A 22,524-nucleotide genomic window follows, 5' to 3' on the forward strand; every position below is an offset into this window, starting at 1 on the left:
CATTGAACCAAGTGCCCCGTGCACGGGGTGTGTCATTTTTCCCCGGGCGGAAGCGTGAACACCGGTACTCCGTCCCGGAACGCGGCCTCGACCGGCGTCCCGGCCCGTAGGGCGGCCGGGTCGGAGTCCACCAGTTCCGTCATCATGCGCGGGCCCTCCGCGAGGTCGACGACGGCGGCGACGTACGGGACCCGTTGCCCGAAGGGCGGCAGGTCGTTGCGGTGGACGACGGACCAGGTGTAGAGAGTGGCGTGGCCGCTCGCGGGCTCCCAGGTGACGTTCTCGCTCCAGCAGTGGGGGCAGAACTCGCGCGGGTAGTGGTGGGCCCGGCCGCAGTCGGCGCAGCGGCGGATCAGCAGTCTGCCCTGGCCGGCCGCGTCCCAGTAGGTCCGGGTGAACGCGTCGGCCTCGGGGAGGTCGGAGCGGGGGGCGCCGGTCATCGGAACCATCCCAGTGCGTCGTCCAGCGACCACACCTGCCAGGACATCGCGAACAGTGCCACGACCGAGATGAGCGCCATCATCGCGTTCTGCCCCTGCTCCGCCCAGTCGTGGATCATGAGGGTGAAGTAGAGGACGTTGAGGAGCAGGCCCCCGACGAGGGCGACCGGGGTGAGGAATCCGGCGACCAGGCCGAGGCCTACGGCGAGTTCGGCGTAGACGACGACGTACGCCATCGTGCGCGGGCGTGGGGCGACCATCACGTCGAAGCCCGAACGGACCGCGGTCCAGCGGTGTTTGGCGGCGACGTCGGCGGCCCAGGCGATGCCGGTGCCGCGTTCGAACCAGGCTTTCTTGTCCTTGTGCCGCCAGCTCTCCAGCCACCACAGGCCGAGTCCTATGCGGAGGACCGCGAGCCATTCCGCTCCGTCGAGCCAGATCGCATCCATGAATCTGACGGTACGTCAGAAGCTGAAGAAAGCCGAGAGGGGGCCATGAAAATCCTGTGCACGGGCCGTGCCGCTGTGGGCCCGCCATGAATCCCGGCAGATTGTTGACGATTTTGTTCGCCGCCGATTACGTTCGCAGGAGCAAGGCCAAGGAGCGGTCGGAAAGACACGGTCAGGAAGACGAGAGGCAGCACGGTGAAGCACAGGGCAGTGAAGCGCAGGACGGTAGTCATGGGCATCGGCGCCACCGCCGGTGTCGCGGCGGTCGGCGGTATCGCGCTCAGCGCGAACGCGAGCGACTCGAAAACGTCGTCGTCCTCCTCCTCGGACGCCCTGGTCTTCGACCCGGACGCCTACACGAAGCTGACGAAGACGATCACGGACACCGAGGGCACGGAGCACAAGGTCGTCTACCACTTCTGGAAGGCGATCACCTATGTCGCCAAGCCGGTCGACGCCACCTACCAGTCGCTGATCGTCAGTTCCCCGGTGGAGATCGACGGCAAGGCGGTCGACGCGAGCAACGCGCCGATCCTGTTCGCCAACTCCGTCGGCGGTTACCTGCCCGCTTCCGTGGCGACTGCCACCGAGGTCGGCGGCGGCGGTTCGGCGATGGGCGGCGGCGCGGCCCCCAGCGGCGCTCCCACCGGCTCGGCCGCCCCGAGCGCCTCGGCCTCCGCGAGCGCCGCCGCCCCCGGCGCCAACGGCAACACCAACGCCACCGGCGGCGCGACCTCCAGCAACCAGCTCCTCGCGCTGGCCGCCGGTTACGTCGTGATCGAGCCCGGCGCCCGCGGCCGTACCCTCAAGGACTCCAGTGGCGAGTACTACGGCACCGCCCCGGCCGCGATCGTCGACCTCAAGGCCGCCGTCCGGTACGTGAAGTCCAACAAGGGCCGCATCCCCGGCAACGTCGAGCGGATCGTTTCGGCAGGCACCAGCGCGGGCGGCGCCCTCTCCTCCCTGCTGGGTGCGTCCGGTGACAGCCCGATCTACGACAAGTACCTCAAGGAGATCGGCGCGGCCGACGCCTCCGACGCGATCTTCGCGACCGGCGCCTGGTGCCCGATCACCGACCTGGAGCACGCGGACGGTGCCTACGAGTGGAACTGGGGCGGCAACGACCTGAGCACCGGCAAGCTCGTCGACCAGACGGTGTCGAAGGCGCTGCAGGCGCAGTTCGCCGAGTACCAGGCCGGTCTGAAGCTGCGCGGCCTCGGCGGCTTCGGTCCGCTCAGCGCCCGCAACCTCGACGAGTACATGGTCGAGCAGTACCTGGAGCCGTCGGCCACCACGTACCTCGCCGCCCTCTCCGACTCGGCCCGCGAGACCTATCTGAAGGCCAACACCTTCATCACCTGGTCCGGCGGAAAGGCCACCTTCACCTGGGCCGACTTCCTCACCCACGTCGGCGCCCGCAAGAAGGACACCCCGGCCTTCGACGCCTTCGACCTGTCGGCCGGCGAGAACAACGAGTTCGGCGCGGGCACCACACTGGCCCGCCACTTCACGGCGTACGGCGCGAAGAACGACTCGACGGGCCTCAGCAGCAAGCGCGTCGCGAGTGACATCCCCGCGAAGCTCGACCTGATGAACCCGATGCACCACCTGGTCGAGAAGGTGAACCCGAACCGTTCCAAGCACTGGTGGATCCGTCTGGGCACCAAGGACTCGGACACCTCGCTGACGGTCGCCGCCAACCTCGCCGCCCGCCTCGACAACCTGGGCGACGACGTGAACCACATCTACTACTGGGACGAGGGCCACGGCGCCAACACCGACCCGGGCGACTTCATCACCTGGATCGCCCAGGTGACCGGCCACAAGGCCAAGCGCACCAAGTAGACACCCGGAACGCGGTACCGGTTTCCCGTCATGCACTCCGGTCACCGCCCTCACGACGCCGAGCCCCTCCGCGCACGTTGCGGGCTCGGCGTCGTGGCTTTTCCCAAGGACCTCACCACCACCAAGGCCCTCACAACCAGACGCCCTACGTCACCGGCCGCACCCGGTCCTCCACACCCGTGATCAATCCGCAACCAATTCCGGTCTTGACCGAGACCCATCAACGTGGGACGTGATTACGCTCGCGCTCATGGCCGACTCCACAGCGTCCCCGACCCCGGCGCCACAGAACCACGCAGACCGCCCCGTGTACGTCATCGGCGGCGGCCCCGGCGGACTCGCCGCCGCGTACGCGCTGCGCGCGCGGGGCATCCGTGCCGTCGTACTGGAGCGGTCGGACCGGGTCGGAGCGTCCTGGCGCGGCCACTACGACCGCCTCCACCTGCACACCACCCGGCGGCTGTCCGGTCTGCCGGGCCTCGCGATGCCGCGCCGTTTCGGGCGCTGGGTCTCGCGCGACGACGTGGTGCGCTATCTGGAGAAGTACGCGGAGGTCCACGAGCTGGAGATCGTCACCGGCGTCGAGGTCTCCCGCATCGAGCGCTCGGCCGACGGCACCGGCTGGCTGCTGCACGCCACCGGCGGCCGTGAGCTGACCGGCCGCGCGGTCGTCGTCGCCACCGGCACCAACCACACCCCCCGGCTGCCCGACTGGCCCGGCCGCGACACCTACACCGGCGAGCTCCTGCACGCCGCCGACTACCGCAACCCGCAGCCGTACGCGGGCCGGGACGTCCTGGTCGTCGGTGTCGGCAACACGGGTGCGGAGATCGCGGTGGACCTGGTGGAGGGCGGCGCGGCACGCGTCCGGCTCTCCGTGCGCACCACCCCGCACATCGTGCGCCGCTCGACCGCGGGCTGGGCGGCCCAGTACACGGGCATCGTCGTACGACGGCTGCCGGTGGGTCTCGTCGACCGGCTCGCGGGGCCGATGGCCAAGCTCAGCGTGCCGGACCTGTCGGAGCGGGGGCTGGCGCGACCCGACACCGGGCTGTACAGCCGGGTCAAGGACGGGTCGATCCCGGTGCAGGACGTCGGTCTGATCGACGCCGTGCGCAAGGGGCGGGTGGAGGTCGTGGCGGCCGTGGAGGCGTTCGAGGACGGCAAGGTGGTGCTGGCCGGCGGTGAGCGGATCGAGCCGGACGCCGTCGTCGCGGCCACGGGTTACGTCCGTTCGCTGGAGGGTCTCGTCGGTCATCTCGGTGTGCTGGACGCGCGCGGCAGGCCGGTCGTGCACGGCGCCCGCGCCCCGAAGGACGCGCCGGGCCTGTACTTCACCGGCTTCACCAACCCCATCAGCGGGATGCTCCGCGAGCTGGCGATGGACGCGGAGAAGATCGCGAAGGCCCTCGCCAAGTCCGTCCGCAAAGGTGCCGTGAGCTAGGACCCGTCCGGCGGATCCTGTCGGAGATGCGGAGTCCGTCCGTTCTTTGCGTGCACGACAGTTCCTGACGCAGTGTCAGTTCAGTAATCTGACAGTGCGTCAGTTGAATATGCTGTCACACAGGAGCGGGCGGACCGATGCTTGGATCAACCCACGGCACCCTCACCACCGACTCCCGCCGGGCCCGGGTCATCGCCTGCGGTGAGCAACCCGGCCCCGCCGTCCACGGAAGGCCCGCCGACGTCGACGATCTCGATGTCGGCGGGCGGCCGTTGTACGCCGGCGTACCCGACCTGGACCGTTTCTTCCGCCCCGAGTCGGTCGCCGTGATCGGCGCCTCGGACGCGGAGGGACGCCCCAACACCGGCATCACCCGCCAACTCATGGCCTGGGCGGACCGGGTGGGGGCGCGCCTGTATCCGGTGCACCCCACCCGTACGACGGTCTTCGACGTCCCCTGCTTCCCCTCCGTCGCCGATCTCCCCGAACAGGTCGACCTGGCCGTGGTGCTGGTGGCCGACCCGCTCCCCGTGATCGAGCAACTGGCCGAGGCGAAGGTGAAGTTCGCGGTCGCCTTCGCGTCCGGCTTCGCGGAGACGGGCGAGGAGGGCGCACTGGCGCAGCAGCAACTGGCCGCCGCCGTGGGCCGATCCGGTCTCCGTCTGCTCGGTCCGAACACCAACCTCAACGCCTTCGAGAAGTTCCGCGAGGACCTCGACGGGCCCGCCATCGCCCTCATCACCCAGTCCGGCCACCAGGGCCGCCCGGTCTTCGCGCTGCAGGAACTCGGCATCCGCCTCTCCCACTGGGCGCCCACCGGCAACGAAGCCGACCTGGAGACGTCCGACTTCATCTCCTACTTCGCCGAACGCCCCGAAGTGGGCGCCATCGCCTGCTACTTGGAGGGCCTCAAGGACGGCCGCGCCTTTCTCCTCGCCGCAGACCGCGCCGCCCGCCGCAAGGTGCCCGTCGTCGCGGTGAAGGTCGGCCGCACCGAGACCGGCGCCCGCACCGCCGCCTCCCACACCGGCAAACTCACCGGCGCGGACACGGTGGTGGACGCGGCGATGCGCCAGTACGGCGTGCTCCGCGTCGACGGCCTCGACGAACTCCAGGACACGGCAACGCTGTTGGCGCGGGCGAAGCCCCCCGTCGCGGACGGGGTCGTCGTGTACTCGATCTCCGGCGGCACGGGCGCCCACTTCGCCGATCTGGCGAGCGAGGCGGGGCTGCGGCTGCCACAGCTGTCGGACGCCAAGCAGGACGAGCTCCACCAGTGGATACCGCCGTATCTGAGCGTGGCCAACCCGGTGGACAACGGCGGTCACCCGGTGGGCGACTGGCGCGGCCGGAAGATCATCGACGCGGTCCTCGACGACCCGGAGGTGGGCGTACTGGTGTGCCCGATCACGGGCCCCTTCCCGCCGCTGAGCGACAAACTGGTCGAGGACCTCGTCGCCGCGGCCGAACGCACCGACAAGCTGGTGTGCGTGGTGTGGGGTTCGCCGGTCGGCACCGAACCGGCGTACCGGGACGTCCTGTTGGGCTCCTCGCGGGTGGCCACCTTCCGGACGGTCGGCAACTGCATCACCGCACTGCGCGCCTACTTCTCCCACCACCGCTTCGTCCACGCCTACCGCTCCCCCTTCGACGAGGCCCCCCGCACCCTCTCCCCCTCCTTCCGCAAGGCCCAGGCCCTGATGCGCCCGGGCCAGCAACTGAGCGAGCACGCGGCGAAACAACTGCTGCGGGCCTACGGCATCCGGGTGCCCCGCGAGCAGTTGGTGACCAGTGCGGCAGCGGCCGTACGGGCGGCGGGGCTGGTGGGCTACCCGGTGGTGATGAAGGCGTCGGGCGGCCAGATAGCGCACAAGACCGAACTGGGCCTGGTGAAGGTGGGTCTCACCTCCGCGAGCCAAGTCCGGGACGCCTACCGGGAGTTGACGGACATCGCCCGCTACGAGGACGTGACCCTGGACGGTGTCCTGGTCTGCCAGATGGTCGAGCGGGGCGTCGAGATGGTGGTGGGCGTCACCCAGGACGACCTGTTCGGGCCGACGGTGACGGTCGGGCTCGGCGGGGTGCTGGTCGAGGTGCTGCGGGACGTGGCCGTACGGGTGCCGCCGTTCGGCGAGGACCAGGCGGCCGACATACTCGGCGAGCTGCGCGGCCGTCCCCTGCTCGACGGCGTACGGGGACGGCCACCGGCGGACCTGGACGCGCTGGTGGAGGTGATCCTGCGCGTGCAGCGCATGGCCCTCGAACTGGGCGACGTGCTCTCCGAGTTGGACATCAACCCGCTGATGGTCCTGCCCCGGGGGCAGGGCGCGGTGGCCCTGGACGCGCTGGCGGTGTGCCGATGAGCGAGGTCGTGCACACCGTCTCGGACCAGGTCGCGTACCTCACCCTCAACCGCCCCGAGGCCATGAACGCGATCACCCCGCCCCAACGGGACCACCTGATCGCCCTGTTGACCGAGGCCTCGGCCGACCCTTCCGTACGGGCGGTGGTCCTCACCGGCACCGGACGCGGCTTCTGCGCGGGCGCGGACCTGAGGGGCGGCGGGGCGGCGAACGGCGAACGGGTGGCCGGAGACGTCGCCCGCACGATCCGCCTGGGTGCGCAACGCCTGATCGCCGCCGTCCTGGACTGCGAGAAACCGGTGATCGCGGCGGTGAACGGCACGGCGGCGGGCCTGGGCGCGCACCTGGCGCTCGCCTGCGATCTCGTACTGGCTGCGGAGTCGGCCCGGTTCATCGAGGTGTTCGTACGCCGGGGCCTGGTCCCGGACGGCGGCGGCGCCTACCTGCTCCCCCGCCTGATCGGACCGCAACGTGCGAAGGAGCTGATGTTCTTCGGCGACGCCCTGACCGCCACGGACGCGGAACGCCTCGGCCTCGTCAACCGGGTGGTGCCGGACGGGGAGTTGGAGAAGACGGCCCGCGAGTGGGCCCAACGCCTGGCCACCGGCCCGACCCGCGCCCTCGCCCTCACCAAGCAGCTCGTCAACGCCTCCCTGGACAGCGACCGCGCGACCGCGTTCGCGGCGGAGGCGGCGGCCCAGGAGATCAACATGACGACGGAGGACGCACAGGAGGGCGTGGCGAGCTTCGTGGAGCGGCGGAGTCCGGAGTACCGGGGACGCTGACGCCCGCGCCGCGGGCCTTGGTCTCTACGCTGTGTCGATGCTGTCGTACGAGGAAATGACCCCGCCCGAACGGGAGTTGTGGAACGCCTTCCCCGAAGGCCGCCTGGTGGACCTGCGCGTGGGCGCACCGGACGAGAACGATCCGGCGGAGGGGGCGGGCTGGGGACCCGAGTGCACGCTTCGGGCCGCTGTCGTGACGGCACTGGCGCGGGGAGCCAACGCCGCACCACCGGGGGCGGTCACCGCGCTGCGGGTCATCGGTGCGCGGATCACCGGTCGACTCGACCTGGCCGACGCGGAGATCGGGCACACGCTGCGGTTCGAGGGCTGCTGGTTCGAGGAGGGGCCGAGTCTCTACGGAGCCGCCACCCGGTCGATCGGGTTCGTCGGCTGCCAAGTGCCGGGCATCGACGCCGCGTTGGCCTCCGTCGAGGGCACCCTCGACCTGAGGCGTTCGGTCGTGCACGGCAGGGTTTCGCTCATGCGGGCGCGGATCGCGGGTGAACTACAGCTGGGCGGGGCGGCGTTGTCGGACCCGGAGGGCTGGGCGCTGTTCGCCGGCGGTCTGGTCATGGAGGGCGGGGTCTTCTGCCGTCGGGGATTCACGGCCCACGGAGGGATCAGGCTGCTGGGGGCCCACCTGCCCGGCGGCCTGTTCATGGAGGGCGCCCGACTCGACAATCCCGACGGCCCGGTGCTCGTCGCGGACAACGCCGTGGCCCAGACCCTGGTCTTCTCCCAGGGCTTCACCGCCACGGGGGCCGTGCAGCTGCGCGGCGCGCAGATATCCGATCAACTCACGTTCGACGGCGCCTTCTTGAACGGCGCGGACGTGGCGCTGGACTGCTCACGGATGCAGGCGGGCGAGCTCCACCTCACGCCCGCCGCACCCCCTTCCGGTGCGGTGGACCTGCGCGGGGCGCACGTCTCGGTGCTGCACGACGGCGAGGACAGCTGGCCGGGCGTCGTACGGCTCCAGGGGTTCGACTACGCCTCCATCCGGTCCGAGGACGGTCTGCGGGGGTACGACGTGACCCGCCGCGTCGAGTGGGTCCGCCGCGAGCCCGGCTACGCCCCGCAGCCCTACGAGCAGTTGGCGGGCTGGTACCGGCAGGTCGGCCACGAGGACGACGCCCGCAAGGTGCTGTTGGCCAAGCAGCGCCATCGCCGTAGCACCCTGCGTCCGGCCGGCCGGGTGTGGGGGCACGTGCTCGATGCCATGGTCGGCTACGGCTACCGGCCCTGGCTGGCCGGGGTGTGGATCGTGGCCCTGGCCGTCCTCGGCACGGCCGTCTTCGGCCACCAGAAGCCGATCCGGGTCCAGGCCGGGCAAGGACCGCCGTTCAACGCCCTCGTCTACACCCTCGACCTGCTGATCCCCTTCGGCGGCCTCGGTCAGCGCACCGCCTGGTACTGGGCGGACGGAAGCTCCGCGCAATGGCTCTCCTACGCCCTGATCGCGGCCGGCTGGCTGCTGACGACGGCGGTCGTCGCGGGCGTGACGCGGTCGCTGAACAAGAACTGAGACCCCCGCCGACGTGGTCGGCGGGGGTCCGCGCGTGCCGGGTGTGCGGCGCTCGTCAGTCCAACAGGCCGTCGTAGTCCGGGAGTTTGTACGTCGTGTCGGCGTAGCCGCCCGTCAGGTCGGTCGTGTTGTTGCCGATGTTGGCGATGATGTCGTAGCCGCTCGCCTCGATCGCCTTGCGCTGGGAGGTCTTGAAGTCGGCGACGCTCTCGCTCGCGATGTCGATGAGCGTGCGGGTGTAGAGGCCGTCGACGGTGTAACCGACGTTCGTCAGGTTGTACTTGGTGGCCACGTCGATCAGGTTGGTGCGGGCGCTGACGAAGAAGACGCTGACACCCTTGGCGTGCGCGTCCTTGGCCAGGGCGAGTACCGGTGCGGTGGCCGGGGTGGGGTAGCCGCCCTCGAAGTAGGACGCCAGCGAGGTGTTGTCGATGTCGAGGACGATCGCCTGCTTGGCGCCCGAGGTGTTGGCCGCGGCTCGGGAGTCGATGTAGGTCTGCGCGGGTCCGGTGACGGCGGCGACGTCGGTCAGCCACTGGGACTCGGTGACGGTCGAGTCGGCGGCCTGCGCGGGCAGGGCTGCGGCGAGGGTCAGGGCGAGGCCGGCCACGGCGGCAACTGCAAAGCCGCGTGCGGTGAGACGGTTCATCGGGTGGATGCTCCTCGGGGGTCGCGGCGGCCACCGGTTCCGTACCGGCGGCGGTCGTTGCGGAACTCTGCTGCGGGCGGGTGTGCGGGGAGTGACTCAGGGGGGTCCGTGCGGCGTCGTAACTCCCATGTTCTTCCCGGGAGTCTGTGAACCAGCCGTCAGAACCCCCGCCGCCCCGCGCCCCTTCCTATCTGATGACCCGTCAGCTTCAATGGGTGTGTGATGGGACACGCAGGAGCGGCTGCCGCCGCCGTCCGCTACCTCAGGTCGTCCGGAAGCGCTCCGGCCGCGCAGCCTGTCGAGGCGCTGCCGCGGCCGGAGCTCCGGTGCGTCGCGGACGACGAGCGCGCACCGGTCGGACAGGGCGAATTCCGGCACGTACTGGGCCACTTCGCGACCGGCGTGACGGTGATCACCGCCCCCGCGGTGGCCGACGGACCCGGCCCGGCCGGCTTCGCCTGCCAGTCGTTCTCCGCGCTCTCCCTCGACCCGCCGCTCGTCGTCTTCATGGTCGGCCGTACGTCCACGACCTGGCCCCGCATCGCCCGCGCCGGCGTCTTCTGCGTCAACGTACTCGGCGCCCACCAGGGCGAGTTGTGCCGCGGCTTCGCGGTCAGCGGCACCGACAAGTTCGCGGGCGTGTCCTACGACGCGTCCCCGGTCTCCGGTTCCCCCCGCCTCACCGGCGCCGCCGCGTGGATCGACTGCACGATCCACGCGGTGCACACCGGGGGCGACCATCTGATCGTGGTGGGGCGGGTGGACGCGCTGGGGACGCCGGACGACGGGGAAGACGGGGCGCCACTGCTGTTCCACCGGGGCCGGTTCCTCTGATTGTTCCTCAGTTCCCCTGAGTAACCCGCGCTCCGGTTCTGAGCCCCCGTACTCATGAAGGTCCGCCGCTCCTTCGACAGCCTTGCTCTCAGACAGATTCGAGCAACTGACCGGGGGACCTCAACCATGAGCAAGCACACGCGAGTCGCCGTTCTCGCCTCCGTCCTGATATCCACCGCCGGGCTGCTGTCCGCCTGCTCGTTCTCCATGGCGGACGCCATGTGCAGCTCGGGCGAGTACCCGGTCCTGGCCGTGGGCAGCACCTCGGGCGGCGCCTGCGTGAAGAACGGCGACACCCCGCCGAGCGGCTATGCGCGGTACCCGAAGGGGAAGGTGCCGCAGCACGTCGGGGACAAGTGGGACACCTACTGGGAGACCCACACCGTGGACGCGAAGGGGAACGTCACCTCGGCCCCGTAGCCGTCACGCCACCGCCACCGACCGCATCCCCACGACCGGCCGCCGCCGGATCACCAGCGCCATCAGCGCCGCCACCGCGCAGAGCGCCCCGGACACGTACCAGACCATGTCGTACGAGCCGAACGCGTCCCGTGCGACCCCGCCGAGGAAGGCCACCAGGGCCGCACCGATCTGGTGCGAGGCGAGGACCCAGCCGAAGACGATCGCGCTGTCCTCGCCGTACTGCTCGCGGCACAGGGCGAGGGTCGGGGGGACCGTGGCGACCCAGTCGAGGCCGTAGAAGACGATGAAGAAGAGCATCGGCGGGTGGACCGTCGGCGCCAGCAGCATGGGGAGGAACAGGAGGGAGATGCCGCGCAGGGCGTAGTAGACGGCGAGCAGGCGGCGGGGTTCGAAGCGGTCGGTGAACCAGCCGGAGGCGATCGTGCCGACGACGTCGAAGACACCGATCACCGCGAGCAGCGAGGCCGCCGCCGTGATGGGCATGCCGTGGTCGTGGGCGGCGGGCACGAAGTGGGTCTGGATCAGGCCGTTCGTGGACGCGCCGCAGATCGCGAAGGTGCCGGCCAGCAGCCAGAAGGGGCCGGTGCGGACCGCCTTGAACAGGACACCGATCGTGCGGCGGGCCGCGCCCTGCACGGGTTCCGGCTTCGGCACGAACTCGGTCGCGCCGTACGGCTTCGCGCCCACGTCGGCCGGGTGGTCGCGCAGCAGCAGCCACACGAAGGGGACGACGGCGAGGGCCGCGAGGGACACGGTCACGGCCGCCGGACGCCAGCTGTGCTCCTCGACTATCCAGGACAGCAGCGGCAGAAAGATCAGCTGGCCGGACGCCGAGGCGGCGGTGAGGATGCCGGTGACCAGGCCCTTCCGCGCGGTGAACCAGCGGTTGGTGACGGTCGCGGCGAACGCCAGGGCCATCGAACCGCTGCCCAGCCCCACCAACAGGCCCCAGCACAGCAGGAGTTGCCAGGGCGCGGTCATCCACACCGTCAGACCGGAGCCGAGCGCGATCACGGTCAGCGCGACGGCGACGACGCGCCGGATGCCGAAGCGGTCCATCAGCGCCGCCGCGAAGGGGGCCGTGAGTCCGTAGAGCGCGAGGTTGATGGAGGCCGCGGCCCCGATCGTGCCGCGCGACCAGCCGAACTCCTGGTGCAGCGGATCGATCAGCAGCCCGGGCAGCGAACGGAAGGCCGCCGCGCCGATGATCGTCACGAAGGTGACGGCAGCGACGAACCAGGCGCGGTGGATGCGAGCGGATCGGATGGGCCGGGCTTCGTTCACCGCGGTCGTCGGTTCGGTTGTCTGGGTCACGCCATACAGCTTCCGGCCTGCGGCGGATCCAATCCATTGGCCCGAAGGACAGCATTCGCTAGGATCGGGCCATACAATCGAGTCATGGCCACAGTCACCGCCACCACGACCGCCACCGACGGTTTCCGCCCGCACCGTGTCGTCGTGCTCGCCCTCGACGGTCTGCTCCCCTTCGAGCTGGGCATTCCGCACCGGATCTTCGGGCGCCCCAGGGACGCCGAGGGGCGGCTGCTGTACGAGGTCGTCACCTGCTCGGTCCGGCCGCCCGGGCCGGTCGACACCGACGCCGACTTCGCCATCCAGGTCCCGAACGGCCCGGAGGCCCTGGCCACCGCCGACACGGTGATCGTCCCGGCGTCGTACGAACTCGGCCCGGTCTTCGAGGAGGGCGTCCTCACCCCCGAACTCACCGCCGCCTTCGCCCACATCCGCCCCGGCACCCGCCTCGCGTCGATCTGCACGGGCGTCTACGTCCTCGCCGCCGCCGGTCTCCTCGACGGCCGCCCGGCGACCACGCACTGGGCGGACGCCGAGCGCTTCCAGCAGCTCTTCCCACGGATCGAGGTCGACGCGGACGTGCTGTTCATCGACGACGGCGACGTCCTGACCTCGGCGGGTGTCGCGGCCGGCATCGACCTGTGCCTGCACATGGTCCGCCGGGACTTCGGCACGGCGGTCGCCAACGACGTGGCCCGTCGCACGGTCGTACCGCCGCACCGCGACGGCGGGCAGGCACAGTACATCCACCGCCCGGTCCCCGACCCGCAGTTGGCGACCACGACCGCCGCCCGCGCCTGGGCGCTGGGCCGGCTGCACGAGCCGATCCAGCTGCGCGACATGGCGGAGCAGGAGGCGATGTCCGTGCGCACCTTCACCCGCCGCTTCCGCGAGGAGGTCGGCGTCAGCCCCGGCCAGTGGCTCACCCAGCAGCGCGTCGAACGCGCCCGGCACCTCCTGGAGTCCACCGACCTGTCCATGGACCAGGTGGCCACGGACGCGGGCTTCGGCACCGCCCAGTCGATGCGCCAGCATCTGCAGGCGGCGCTCGGCGTGACCCCGACGACGTATCGCCGCACGTTCCGCACAGGCACGGGCACGAGCACGGGCACGGGCCACGGGTCCGAGAGTTACGGCGATGTCGGCGCCGCACCCTGAACCCGTGCCCCGGGCGTCTCGCCCCCTGGCCGGTCAGCCCGCGACGATGCCCTCCCCGCCGACGGCACCCGGCACCACGACCGAGCCGATCGCGGTGAGCGACCCGCTCTTGTTGACCCGGAACTCGTCCACGATGCCCTTGATTCCGGTCTGGACGTAGAGGTATCGGCCGTCCGAGGAGGCCGCCGCGTCCACCGTGCCGGCGTCGGTGGCCGTGTTGCCCAGCGCGGTCAACTTGCCCTGGGGGCCCACCCGGTAGCCGGACACCGTGCCGCTGGCGGCGTTGGAGACGTACACGTTGCCACCCGCGGTGACCGCCCAGCAGGTGGCGGTCTGGCCGGTCGGGACCGTGCCCTTCGCCGTCAGTCCGCCGTCACGGGCGACGGTGAAGGTGCCCACCGAGTTCGTCCCGGCCTCCGTCACGTGTATCCGCCCGGCGGAGTCGAAGTCGAAGCCGAACGGCACGGCCCCCGGCAGCGTGGTCACCACGGGCCGCGCGGACGGCCCGCCGTGCCGGCCGACGGGGAAGACGTCGATGCTCTGCCCGGCGGCCTTGGTGGTGACCACGAGCTTGGAACCGTCGGGCGTGAAGGAGATCTGTCCTACGGCCGAAGCGGTCGCGCCCAGGCCGAGTTCGCGGTGCCAGGCGGGGACCTTGACCAGCCGCTCGCCGGTCCGCACGAAGCCCTGCACGGAACCGCCGCCGAGCGCGTTGGCGACGTAGACGCGGTCGCCGTGGAAGGTGACACCGACCGGGAACGTCCCGCCGCTGGAGATCTCCTGGACGCGGCGCAGGTGGGTGCCGTGCACGGCGAAGACGGTGACGGTGTCGCTGCCCGCGTTGACGGCGTAGAGCAGCTGGTTGTGCCGGTCGTAGGCGAGCGACCCCTGCGAGGCCAGGTGGTCGGCGACGGTGCCGGCCACGACGCCGCCCTTGCCCCCGGTGCGGTAGACGCCCTTCTGGCCGAGGGTGCCGTCGGCGGCGCGCTCGTAGGCGACCACGGAGTTGGCGGTCGTGTCGTCGGTCTGTACGAAGACGGCCGAACTGCCGTGGTGGGCGCGGGAGTCGGAGCCGCGGTGCCCGTCGGCGGCACTGGCGGCGGGCGCGGCGAAGAAGGCCGCGGCGGCGAGCGCGACGGCGCCCGTACCCGCCGTGCGGGCGATCCGGACGGTGCGGGAGACGCGGGAGGCGCGGGCCTTGGCGAGAGCCATGTGTGGGTACTCCTCTTGCGGAAAACGGCGCGCGGAAACGAAGCGCGGAACGCGGGATCAGGAGCCGGCGGAGCGACTCGCGCTCACCACCGGACGGCTGTAACGCTAGCCCGCAACCGAGGCGCATAAGCGGACAAAAAGCGCACCAAGACCCGACGTCCGAGCTTCGTAAGAATCACCGCCGACTGACCGCAGACGGACCACCGACCCATCGCCGACTCACTGCCAACTCCGCTTCGAGGCACCTGACTTCGCCGACCGCACTACGGCGACATCGACATCCCGCGCCGCCCGGCCCGCGCGCCGCACCTCGCCCCACCACCCGGTCACCGTCAGCAGCGCGGTCAGGCCCACCCCCGCCAGGATCGCCGTCGACGGCGCCGTCACCTTGAGCAGGGCACCGGCCAGCGACCCCGTCGCTGCGTAACCCGCGCCCGCCGCCGCGTACATGACCGAGTAACCGGCGGCCAGGGCGCCGGGCGGCAGCACCTCGCGCAGGGACAGGTTGCGGGTGATCATCGCGCCGGACTGGAGCATGCCGCCCACGACGAGCGCGACCGCGATCCCGGGCATCCTCGGTATCAGCGCGGCGAGCGTCACACAGACCGAGGTCCCGGCCGTCAGCACCAGGCTGCGGGTGCGCAGCAGCCCCGGCCAGCCGCGTAGGCCGTAGAGGAAGGCGCCGAGGCCGCCGCCCACCGCCATCCCGGCCAGCAGCGGACCGGACCAGCCGACACCGATGCCGCGCTGTTCGAGCAGGGCGGGCAGGACGAGTTCGGACAGTCCGAGCAGAGTCAGGCTGGCCGCGCCCGTGACATAGACCGGCCAGGCACCGACCAACACCCGGAGCAGCGGAGCGCCGGTCCCGCCCGCCCCGTCCGGGCCGCCCGCGTCCCACCCCGCCGGCAGCAGCCACAACCCCCCGACCGAGGACGCCATCAGACCGGCCGCGAGCAGCAGCGGTACGTGCGACGCGACGCCGAGCGCCAGCCCGGCCACGGCGGCCGGGGAGAGCGCCCAGACCCCGGCCATGAGTATCGACTCGGCGGACAGTGCCTGTGCCACGGACCGCTCCGGCACCAGCGAACTGAGCAGGGTGCGCAGCGCACCGGTCGCGGCCGACGGTGCGGCCCCGGCGAGGCAGGCGAACCCGACGAGGACGACGGGATGCGCGCCCGGAAACACCCCGAGCCCCAGGAAACCCGCCGAGCCGAGCGCGAGCCCGGCCGCCAACTGCCGCCGGGCCCGCTCCGGTCGCAGCCGCATCCCGAGCACCGGGGCGCCGACGATCTCCCCGAGGACGTACGCCGCCGCGATGATCGCGCCCAGCGAGTAGCCGCCGGGCCGCTCGCGCACCAGGAAGACCAGGGCGAGCGGCGCCATGGCCACGGGCATGCGGGCGCCGATGGTGGTGCAGGCCCAGGTCAGGACCTGTCGGGAGACGACATCGCGGTAGGTCATGCCGGCACGCTACGGGCCGTCACCGACAACGCCCCACGGGATTTTCCCCACCTGTGGACAACTCCCGTCATGCCACCGTCATGCACGGTCACGCCACCGCCGTGGGACCGTCAGAACGTCAGAACCCCCCGCGCGACCCGCCCCGCCTCCAGGTCCCCCACTGCCTTCTCGAAGTCCTCCACCGGATACGTCCTGGTGACCAACTCGTCGAGCAGCAGCAGCCCTTGGCGGTAGAGCTGGGTGTACAGCGGGATGTCCCGCTGGGGTCGTGACGATCCGTACCGGCAGCCGAGGATCGACTTGTCCAGGAACATCGACGAGACGAGGAAGGACGCCTCCGCCGTCGCCGGTGCCGTGCCGAGCAGGATCGCCTGGCCGTGGCGGTCGAGGAGGTCGACGGCCTGCCGGACCAGTTCGACCCGCCCGACGCACTCGAAGGCGTGGTCCGCCCCCGTGGGCAGCAGGTCACGCACCCCTTCCGTGGACTTCAGGAAGTCGGTCGCGCCGAACTTCCGCGCCGCCTCCTCCTTCGCCGGGTTCGCGTCGACCGCAACGATCCGCGACGCCCCCGCGATCCGGGCCCCTTGGATCACATTGAGCCCGATCCCCCCGGTCCCGATCACCACCACGCTGTCCCCACGGTCGACCCGCGCGCGATTGAGCACGGCGCCGACCCCCGTCAGCACCCCGCACCCGATGAGCGCGGCGGACGGCATCGGAATGTCCTTGGGAATCCGCACGGCCTGCACGGCCTTGACCACGGTCCGCTCGGCGAAGGCGGAGTTGGAGGCGAACTGGTAGACCGACTGCCCGCCCCGCGTGAACGGCTTCCCCGGCCGCCCGATGGCCTGCCGGCACATGGTCGGCCGCCCCCGGTCGCACTCGGCGCAGGTCCCGCAGTTGGCGAGCGTGGACAGGGCCACATGATCTCCGGGCACCACATGGGTCACGCCCACACCCACGGCCTCCACCACCCCCGCACCCTCATGCCCCAGAACCACAGGAACGGGAAAAGGTATGGTCCCGTCCACCACAGACAGATCGCTGTGGCACAACCCGGCCGCCGAAATGGCGACCAGCACTTCCCCCGCCCCCGGCTCCCGCACCTCCAGATCGTCCACGACCTGGATCTGCTTGCCGTCGAAGACCACACCGCGCATCAGACGACCCCCTTGGGTTCCCTGGGCAGACCGAGCACCCGCTCGGCGATGATCGTGCGCTGAACCTGGTCCGAGCCGCCGTAGATCGTGTCGGCCCGCGAGAAGAGGAACAGGTGCTGGAGCATGTCGAGTTCGTACGAGACGCTCGGCGACCAGTCCACCGGCCCCACCGCCGCAGCGGCCCCCCGCACCGACATCGCCAGCTCCCCGAGCCGCTGATGCCACCCGCCCCACAACAGCTTGGCCACACTGGGCGCCCCGGCGTCCCCGGCCCGCCCCAGCGTCCGCAGGGCGTTCCACCGCATGGTCCGCAACTCGGCCCACTGCCGCACGATTCGATCGCGTACGACGGGATCGAGCACCGCACCCGAAGCGACGGCGGCCTCGACAACCCGCCCCAACTCCCGTGCGAACCCCACCTGTTGGGCAAGGGTGGACACCCCCCGCTCAAACCCGAGCAGGCTCATGGCCACACTCCAACCGCCCCCCTCACCCCCCACAAGATGCTCGCCCCGCGCCAACGCCCCGTCGAAGAACACCTCGTTGAACTCACTGGTCCCGGTCAACTGCCGGATGGGCCGCACCTCGACCCGCCCCGGCTGATCCATCGGCACCAGCAGAAAACTCAACCCGTGGTGCCGCCGCGACCCCGCCTCGGTCCGCGCCAGCACAAAACACCAGTCGGCCTCGTGCGCGAGCGAGGTCCAGATCTTCTGCCCGGTGATCCGATATCCGTCCGCCTCCCGTACGGCGACGGTCCGCACCCCGGCCAGATCGGACCCGGCCCCCGGCTCGCTGTACCCCTGACACCACAACTCGTCCCCGGCGGCGATGGCAGGCAGAAAACGGGACTTCTGCGTGTCGGTGCCGTGCGCGATGAGAGTGGGCGCGAGCAAGTTCTCCCCGATGTGCCCGGACCGCGGAGGAGCGGAAGACCGGGCATATTCCTCAGCCCAGGCGACCTGCTGAGTGAGAGTCCCGGTGCGATTTCCATAGCCACCCTCGGGCCAACCCAGCCCGATCCAGCCGCTCTTGCCGAGAGTGCGTTCCCACACACGACGATCCTGTCCGTTTTCGGCATGCGCAGACAGCCAAGCCCGAGCTTCGACCCGGAACTCTTCATCCTCATCAGCGAATCCAAAATCCACAGGGGTCTCCTCAAAACACCGCTCAGACCAGCTCCGTCAGGGGCGCGGGGAACTGCGCGACCAGCCACAACGCACCCGCACCCGCCACACAACGCACCGCCCCACCCCCTTAGGCGTTGGGCCGATTCCCATCCCGCGCAGCCCTCTCCATCTCCTGCAACCGAGAAAGCATCGGCATCGGATCCACCCCCACAGACCCCGGCAAAAACTCCGCGATCTTTTCAGCCGTCCACCCGCCGGAGGCGTACCCCGCCCGCAATTCCCGAGGCTGCGCCCACACCGCGATCTTCGGCCCGGCAACGGTATAGACCTGCCCGGTGATCCCGACCTCCCGAGCCGAATCCGACAGCAGATAAACGACCATCGCCGCCACATCCTCCGGCGACCCGATCTCCGCCAACTCCATGGGAACGTTCGCCGACATCCGCGTACGAGCAACAGGCGCCACCGCGTTGGCGGTCACCCCGTACTTGTTCAGGCCCAGCGCAGCGCTCCGTACCAGCGAGATGATCCCGCCCTTCGCCGCGCTGTAATTGGCCTGCGAAACCGACCCTTGATGATTCCCACTGGTGAACCCGATCAACGTCCCACCCCGCTGCTTCCGCATGACGGCCGATGCAGCCCGAAAAACGGTGAACGTCCCCTTCAAATGCGTGGCGAGAACGGGATCCCACTCCTCCTCGGACATGTTGAAGAGCATCCGCTCCCGCAGAATCCCGGCAACGCACACCACACCGTCGAGCCGCCCGTACGAGGACAACGCGACGTCGACGACCCGCTGCCCACCCGCCATCGTGGAAATGTCATCGGCGACGGCGACGGCCTCGCCCCCCGCCGCCTCGATCTCCTTGACGACACCCTCGGCGATCTCGCTCGTCGGTGACGCGCCGTCCATGGAGACGCCGTAGTCGTTGACGACGACCCGCGCGCCCTCGGCCGCCGCCGCGAGCGCGACCGCCCGGCCGATGCCCCGGCCCGCGCCCGTGACGGCGACGACCTTGCCTGCCAAGAAGTTCCCCATGTCCGGCCCCTCCCGCAGTTTCTGACGGTCCGTTAGATTCGACTCAGATTCTACGACCCGTCAGATGCCTGAGGACAAGCCCCGGGGAGGCTCCGATGTCACTGCCGCCGTCACCACCGCCACCGCCGTCACTCGGTCCGGAGTTCCACGACATCGCCAAGCGCGTGAACAACTGGGGGCGTTGGGGGCCGGACGACGAGATCGGCACGCTGAACCTGATCACCGACGAGGTGGTCCGCGAGGCAGCCGCCGAGATCCGGACCGGCCGCCGTATCCCGCTCGCCCTCCCCCTCCAGGCAGACGGCGTCCAGACGGGGATGATCCCCGGCCGGGTCAACCCGCTGCACGCGATGGTTCAGATCAACCAGGAGCTCTTCGGTCCGGGCACGGTCGCGTGCAGCGACGACGCGGTGACCATGGGACTGCAGGCGGGCACGCACTGGGACGCGCTGACCCATGTCTCGCACTCGGGGAGGCTCTACAACGGCCGCCCGGCCGGCACCGTGACGCCGCACGGGGGCGCCGAGTTCAGCGGTATCGACAAGGCACGGCACATCGTCTCGCGCGGGGTGCTGCTGGACGTGGCGCGCGCGCGTGGCGTCGACCGGCTCGAAGGCGGTCACGCGGTGACCCCGGAGGACCTGGAGGCCGCCGAGCAACTCACCGGCACCCGGGTCCGATCGGGAGACATCGTGCTCGTACGGACCGGGCAGGTGCAGGTGTATCTGGCCGGCGACAAGCACGGGTACGGCTATCCGTCGCCGGGTCTGTCGGTCCGTACGCCGGAGTGGTTCCACGCGCGTGATGTCGCGGCGGTCGCCAACGACACCCTCACCTTCGAGATATTTCCGCCGGAGATCGAGGACTTGTGGCTGCCGGTGCACGCCCTCGACCTGGTCGAGATGGGGATGCTGCAGGGGCAGAACTGGAATCTCGAAGAGTTGTCCACAGCTTGTGGACAAGAGAACCGTTACGCGTTCTTCCTGTCGGCGATGCCCGAACCTTTCGTGGGCGCCACGGGAACCCCGGTGGCCCCGATCGTCATCCTCTAAGGCTCGGGGCCTGCCCGGTTTTGACGAGGGCCGGACTTACGGTCGGATGGCGGCGCGCTGCTGCCCGCCCCGAGCACGGCACCGCGCTGCCGCCATCCGACTCCGGCGTACCCGTCCCGGCCCCCCGCCCCGAGGGAACCCACGCCGAACACGACCCACACTCGCCGAGGGCTCCCGTCACCGAAGCCCTCGTCGTCCCCTCGCGGCGAATCGCTGCCCACAAGCGTGACCAAACGGTCACTTCACGTCAACGCCCATCCGGGGATTTGTTCCTTAAGCACCACTTTGCCGCAGGGCGCGCGCGGAAGCACGGCCCGGCGCATCTCCGCCGGGCACTTGCAGACAGCACCTACACGGCTTCGTACGCGAAGCCCTCGAACCCCCCGTACGCCGTGACACCGCCCCCGAACGCGGCTGCGGCGTCCCGGGGTTGGCTGCCCCGGTCCAGCTCGCACCAGATGCGCTTGCCGGTGCCCTCGGCGCTCCAGCCCCAGCGGTCGGCGAGGCCGTCCACCAGCGCCAGTCCGCGACCGCCGGTCTCGTCACCGTCCGCGCAACGCGGCACGGGAGCCGTACAGCTGGTGTCGGCGACCTCAAGGCGGACCGTGGCCGACTCGTCCGCCTCGTCCGGCAGGGAGAGCCGCAGCACGGCCGGACAACCGGTGTGCACCACCGCGTTGGTGACGAGTTCGGAGACGAGCAGGATCAGCGTCTCCGCAAGCGGTTCGTCTGCTTCTATCCCGGACCCGGCGAGCCGGGAGCGCGCCCATCTCCTGGCCCGCCCCACCTCTGCGGGGTCGGGCCGGATCTCCAGCTGCACTTGAAGCACCTGCACCGCTCACACCATCCGAACCGGCGGACACATAGCCTCGCGCCTCACGAGGGCCACGATCGTAGCCATTTTCTGCATGGCCAGAACAACGACCAGAGCCAGGGTCACGGAACGTGAATCCCTTGCGAGACAGCATGATTGACGTTCCGTCACCCCAACAAGCGCTTCGGGCATATTCCAGCGCGAAGGAGTACGCGTGCGGGATACTGTGCGACGCTCGCTGCGGGGAGTCGAACAGGCAGGGGTGAAAGCCCGTTCTGCCATACGAACTGCGGAGCGCACCGCCCGATCCGGAGCCGCCTCACAGGCAACACCGGCATGGCTCGTACCTTGAACCACTCGCATCCCACACAAGGTACCGGAGCCCCGAGACGACTCCGGGCCGTGACGAGTCACGCGTAGGACACAACCCGATATCAACGCTGCGTGATTCCGGTATGCCACGATCCGCGACACCGTTGTCGGAGCCGTCCCGGTCGCCGCAGGCAGGCGCCCCACTACACCGCTCCGCCCACCAGATCGGCCGCCAGCAACTCCTCACTCTCCGTGCCTCCACCGCCACGCCGAGCCCGCACCCACGCCCGTTTCAGATGCAGATGAACCTCGGACTCCCAGGTGAAGCCCATTCCGCCGTGCACCTGCAGACAGTCCCGGGCGCCACGCCCCGCGGCCTCGTCGGCCAGCAGCCGGGCCGCCGCGATGTCCACCGGGTCGCCGGTCACGGCCGCCGCGTACACCGCGGCCCGCGCCACCTCGACCCGTACCAGCGACTGCGCGCACAGCTGCTTCACCGCCTGGAAGGCCCCGATCGGCTGCCCGAACTGCTCACGGGTCCGGGCGTGTTGCACCGCGAGCCCACACACCCGCGAGGCCGTACCGAGCTGCTCGGCAGCGGTGAGAAGAACGGCAACGGGATCGGTACGCGCCGGCGCCGGCACCCGATGCAACGGCGTCAACGGATCCACCGACCGCAGCGCTACGGCCCCCTCGGCCCCCGGCAACACGACATCGGCCTCGTCCAGCCACTCCACGAGCCGACCATCGGCAGCGGCGACCACGGTCTCCCCGGTAGCGGCCCCTGGAACCACCCCGGCAGCAAGATGCGTAGCCACCAACGGCCCAGGCACCAAGGCCGACCCGACCTCTTCGAACACCAACACGGCCTCGGGCAGCCCGAGTCCGGCACCTCCATCGGCTTCGGGCAGTCGCAGCGAGAACAGCCCAAGGTCACCGAGGGCCCGCCACAAATCCCGATCGAGCCGGCACTTGGAATCGCCGGTCCCTGCAATACCGCCAAGGGGCGCGGGGAACTGCGCGACCAGCCCCCACGCGCCCGCAGCCGACGAACGACCGACCACATCCCGCACTGCAGCCCGCAACGCCCTTTGATCATCGGTGAGTTGAAACCGCAC

The 22,524-nt window shown here is 70.5% G+C and carries 20 protein-coding genes; 9 read left to right on the forward strand and 11 right to left on the reverse strand.

What is annotated here, in order from left to right; genetic code table 11:
• Positions 1-32: 32 nt before the first annotated feature.
• Positions 33-440, reverse strand: coding sequence for a Zn-ribbon domain-containing OB-fold protein (locus OC490_RS42450; protein ID WP_262063398.1), 408 nt, complete (start codon positions 438-440; stop codon positions 33-35).
• A complete protein-coding gene (locus OC490_RS42455) occupies positions 437-889 on the reverse strand; it encodes a DoxX family protein (RefSeq protein WP_262063399.1) in 453 nt (150 codons plus the stop codon). Before OC490_RS42455 ends, OC490_RS42450 begins: the two co-directional genes overlap by 4 nt.
• Before the next feature lie 231 nt (positions 890-1,120).
• On the opposite strand from OC490_RS42455, the gene OC490_RS42460 reads away from it, so the two are divergent.
• The 5 genes from OC490_RS42460 to OC490_RS42480 all read left to right on the forward strand — a co-directional run bounded on the left by OC490_RS42460 (position 1,121) and on the right by OC490_RS42480 (position 8,851).
• Positions 1,121-2,734, forward strand: coding sequence for a subtype B tannase (locus OC490_RS42460; RefSeq protein ID WP_262063400.1), 1,614 nt, complete (start codon positions 1,121-1,123; stop codon positions 2,732-2,734).
• 250 nt (positions 2,735-2,984) lie between these two features.
• Positions 2,985-4,178, forward strand: a complete 1,194-nt coding sequence (locus tag OC490_RS42465; protein ID WP_262063401.1) for a flavin-containing monooxygenase — start codon at positions 2,985-2,987, stop codon at positions 4,176-4,178.
• A 137-nt stretch (positions 4,179-4,315) separates the two neighbouring features.
• Positions 4,316-6,541: an acetate--CoA ligase family protein gene (locus OC490_RS42470; protein ID WP_262063402.1), complete on the forward strand. Its 2,226-nt coding sequence runs from the start codon at positions 4,316-4,318 to the stop codon at positions 6,539-6,541.
• Positions 6,538-7,326, forward strand: a complete 789-nt coding sequence (locus OC490_RS42475; protein WP_262063403.1) for an enoyl-CoA hydratase/isomerase family protein — start codon at positions 6,538-6,540, stop codon at positions 7,324-7,326. The genes OC490_RS42470 and OC490_RS42475 overlap by 4 nt, the downstream gene beginning before the upstream one ends.
• A 37-nt stretch (positions 7,327-7,363) precedes the next feature.
• On the forward strand, positions 7,364-8,851 hold the full coding sequence (locus OC490_RS42480; RefSeq protein ID WP_262063404.1) for an oxidoreductase: 1,488 nt from the start codon (positions 7,364-7,366) through the stop codon (positions 8,849-8,851).
• A gap of 55 nt (positions 8,852-8,906) precedes the next feature.
• Here OC490_RS42480 and OC490_RS42485 read toward each other — a convergent pair whose 3' ends face one another.
• On the reverse strand, positions 8,907-9,500 hold the full coding sequence (locus OC490_RS42485; protein ID WP_262063405.1) for an HAD family acid phosphatase: 594 nt from the start codon (positions 9,498-9,500) through the stop codon (positions 8,907-8,909).
• A gap of 222 nt (positions 9,501-9,722) precedes the next feature.
• Here OC490_RS42485 and OC490_RS42490 point away from each other — a divergent pair, with 222 nt between their 5' ends.
• Both OC490_RS42490 and OC490_RS42495 read left to right on the forward strand, forming a co-directional pair.
• Entirely contained in the window at positions 9,723-10,334 is a 612-nt protein-coding gene (locus OC490_RS42490; RefSeq protein ID WP_262063406.1) for a flavin reductase family protein, read from the forward strand.
• A gap of 126 nt (positions 10,335-10,460) precedes the next feature.
• A complete protein-coding gene (locus tag OC490_RS42495; protein WP_262063407.1) occupies positions 10,461-10,754 on the forward strand; it encodes an SCO0607 family lipoprotein in 294 nt (97 codons plus the stop codon).
• A 3-nt stretch (positions 10,755-10,757) separates the two neighbouring features.
• On the opposite strand, the gene OC490_RS42500 is transcribed toward OC490_RS42495, so the two are convergent.
• Positions 10,758-12,071, reverse strand: coding sequence for an MFS transporter (locus OC490_RS42500; protein WP_262063408.1), 1,314 nt, complete (start codon positions 12,069-12,071; stop codon positions 10,758-10,760).
• Between the two features lie 84 nt (positions 12,072-12,155).
• Between OC490_RS42500 and OC490_RS42505 the strand changes: the two genes are divergently transcribed.
• Complete coding sequence (locus OC490_RS42505) at positions 12,156-13,226, forward strand: GlxA family transcriptional regulator (RefSeq protein WP_262063409.1); 1,071 nt, start codon at positions 12,156-12,158, stop codon at positions 13,224-13,226.
• A 33-nt stretch (positions 13,227-13,259) separates the two neighbouring features.
• On the opposite strand, the gene OC490_RS42510 is transcribed toward OC490_RS42505, so the two are convergent.
• The 5 genes from OC490_RS42510 to OC490_RS42530 all read right to left on the reverse strand — a co-directional run bounded on the left by OC490_RS42510 (position 13,260) and on the right by OC490_RS42530 (position 19,228).
• Entirely contained in the window at positions 13,260-14,438 is a 1,179-nt protein-coding gene (locus OC490_RS42510) for a lactonase family protein (protein WP_262063410.1), read from the reverse strand.
• 219 nt (positions 14,439-14,657) lie between these two features.
• Positions 14,658-15,899, reverse strand: coding sequence for an MFS transporter (locus OC490_RS42515; RefSeq protein WP_262063411.1), 1,242 nt, complete (start codon positions 15,897-15,899; stop codon positions 14,658-14,660).
• 110 nt (positions 15,900-16,009) lie between these two features.
• Entirely contained in the window at positions 16,010-17,059 is a 1,050-nt protein-coding gene (locus OC490_RS42520; RefSeq protein WP_262063412.1) for a Zn-dependent alcohol dehydrogenase, read from the reverse strand.
• Positions 17,059-18,207, reverse strand: coding sequence for an acyl-CoA dehydrogenase family protein (locus tag OC490_RS42525; protein ID WP_262063413.1), 1,149 nt, complete (start codon positions 18,205-18,207; stop codon positions 17,059-17,061). The genes OC490_RS42520 and OC490_RS42525 overlap by 1 nt, the downstream gene beginning before the upstream one ends.
• Before the next feature lie 109 nt (positions 18,208-18,316).
• Positions 18,317-19,228, reverse strand: a complete 912-nt coding sequence (locus tag OC490_RS42530; RefSeq protein ID WP_262063414.1) for an SDR family oxidoreductase — start codon at positions 19,226-19,228, stop codon at positions 18,317-18,319.
• A gap of 95 nt (positions 19,229-19,323) precedes the next feature.
• Between OC490_RS42530 and OC490_RS42535 the strand changes: the two genes are divergently transcribed.
• Complete coding sequence (locus OC490_RS42535) at positions 19,324-20,280, forward strand: cyclase family protein (RefSeq protein ID WP_262063415.1); 957 nt, start codon at positions 19,324-19,326, stop codon at positions 20,278-20,280.
• A gap of 349 nt (positions 20,281-20,629) precedes the next feature.
• Here the strand turns inward: OC490_RS42535 and OC490_RS42540 are convergent, their stop codons facing one another.
• Together OC490_RS42540 and OC490_RS42545 are read right to left on the reverse strand one after the other, a co-directional pair.
• Positions 20,630-21,100 (reverse strand): ATP-binding protein, encoded by a 471-nt coding sequence (locus tag OC490_RS42540; protein ID WP_019075564.1) that lies wholly within the window; start codon positions 21,098-21,100, stop codon positions 20,630-20,632.
• Positions 21,101-21,609: 509 nt separating this feature from the next.
• Entirely contained in the window at positions 21,610-22,524 is a 915-nt protein-coding gene (locus OC490_RS42545) for an acyl-CoA dehydrogenase family protein (protein WP_262063416.1), read from the reverse strand.

The organism is Streptomyces sp. STR69, from assembly GCF_024519455.1.
In the GTDB taxonomy this organism is placed as follows: domain Bacteria; phylum Actinomycetota; class Actinomycetes; order Streptomycetales; family Streptomycetaceae; genus Streptomyces.

Coding starts and splice junctions, on each gene's coding strand:
- OC490_RS42450 (WP_262063398.1), bottom strand. CDS start 440: ATGACCGGCGCCCCCCGCTCCGACCTCCCCGAGGCCGACGCGTTCACC.
- OC490_RS42455 (WP_262063399.1), bottom strand. CDS start 889: ATGGATGCGATCTGGCTCGACGGAGCGGAATGGCTCGCGGTCCTCCGC.
- OC490_RS42460 (WP_262063400.1), top strand. CDS start 1,121: ATGGGCATCGGCGCCACCGCCGGTGTCGCGGCGGTCGGCGGTATCGCG.
- OC490_RS42465 (WP_262063401.1), top strand. CDS start 2,985: ATGGCCGACTCCACAGCGTCCCCGACCCCGGCGCCACAGAACCACGCA.
- OC490_RS42470 (WP_262063402.1), top strand. CDS start 4,316: ATGCTTGGATCAACCCACGGCACCCTCACCACCGACTCCCGCCGGGCC.
- OC490_RS42475 (WP_262063403.1), top strand. CDS start 6,538: ATGAGCGAGGTCGTGCACACCGTCTCGGACCAGGTCGCGTACCTCACC.
- OC490_RS42480 (WP_262063404.1), top strand. CDS start 7,364: ATGCTGTCGTACGAGGAAATGACCCCGCCCGAACGGGAGTTGTGGAAC.
- OC490_RS42485 (WP_262063405.1), bottom strand. CDS start 9,500: ATGAACCGTCTCACCGCACGCGGCTTTGCAGTTGCCGCCGTGGCCGGC.
- OC490_RS42490 (WP_262063406.1), top strand. CDS start 9,723: ATGGGACACGCAGGAGCGGCTGCCGCCGCCGTCCGCTACCTCAGGTCG.
- OC490_RS42495 (WP_262063407.1), top strand. CDS start 10,461: ATGAGCAAGCACACGCGAGTCGCCGTTCTCGCCTCCGTCCTGATATCC.
- OC490_RS42505 (WP_262063409.1), top strand. CDS start 12,156: ATGGCCACAGTCACCGCCACCACGACCGCCACCGACGGTTTCCGCCCG.
- OC490_RS42510 (WP_262063410.1), bottom strand. CDS start 14,438: ATGGCTCTCGCCAAGGCCCGCGCCTCCCGCGTCTCCCGCACCGTCCGG.
- OC490_RS42515 (WP_262063411.1), bottom strand. CDS start 15,899: ATGACCTACCGCGATGTCGTCTCCCGACAGGTCCTGACCTGGGCCTGC.
- OC490_RS42520 (WP_262063412.1), bottom strand. CDS start 17,059: ATGCGCGGTGTGGTCTTCGACGGCAAGCAGATCCAGGTCGTGGACGAT.
- OC490_RS42530 (WP_262063414.1), bottom strand. CDS start 19,228: ATGGGGAACTTCTTGGCAGGCAAGGTCGTCGCCGTCACGGGCGCGGGC.
- OC490_RS42535 (WP_262063415.1), top strand. CDS start 19,324: ATGTCACTGCCGCCGTCACCACCGCCACCGCCGTCACTCGGTCCGGAG.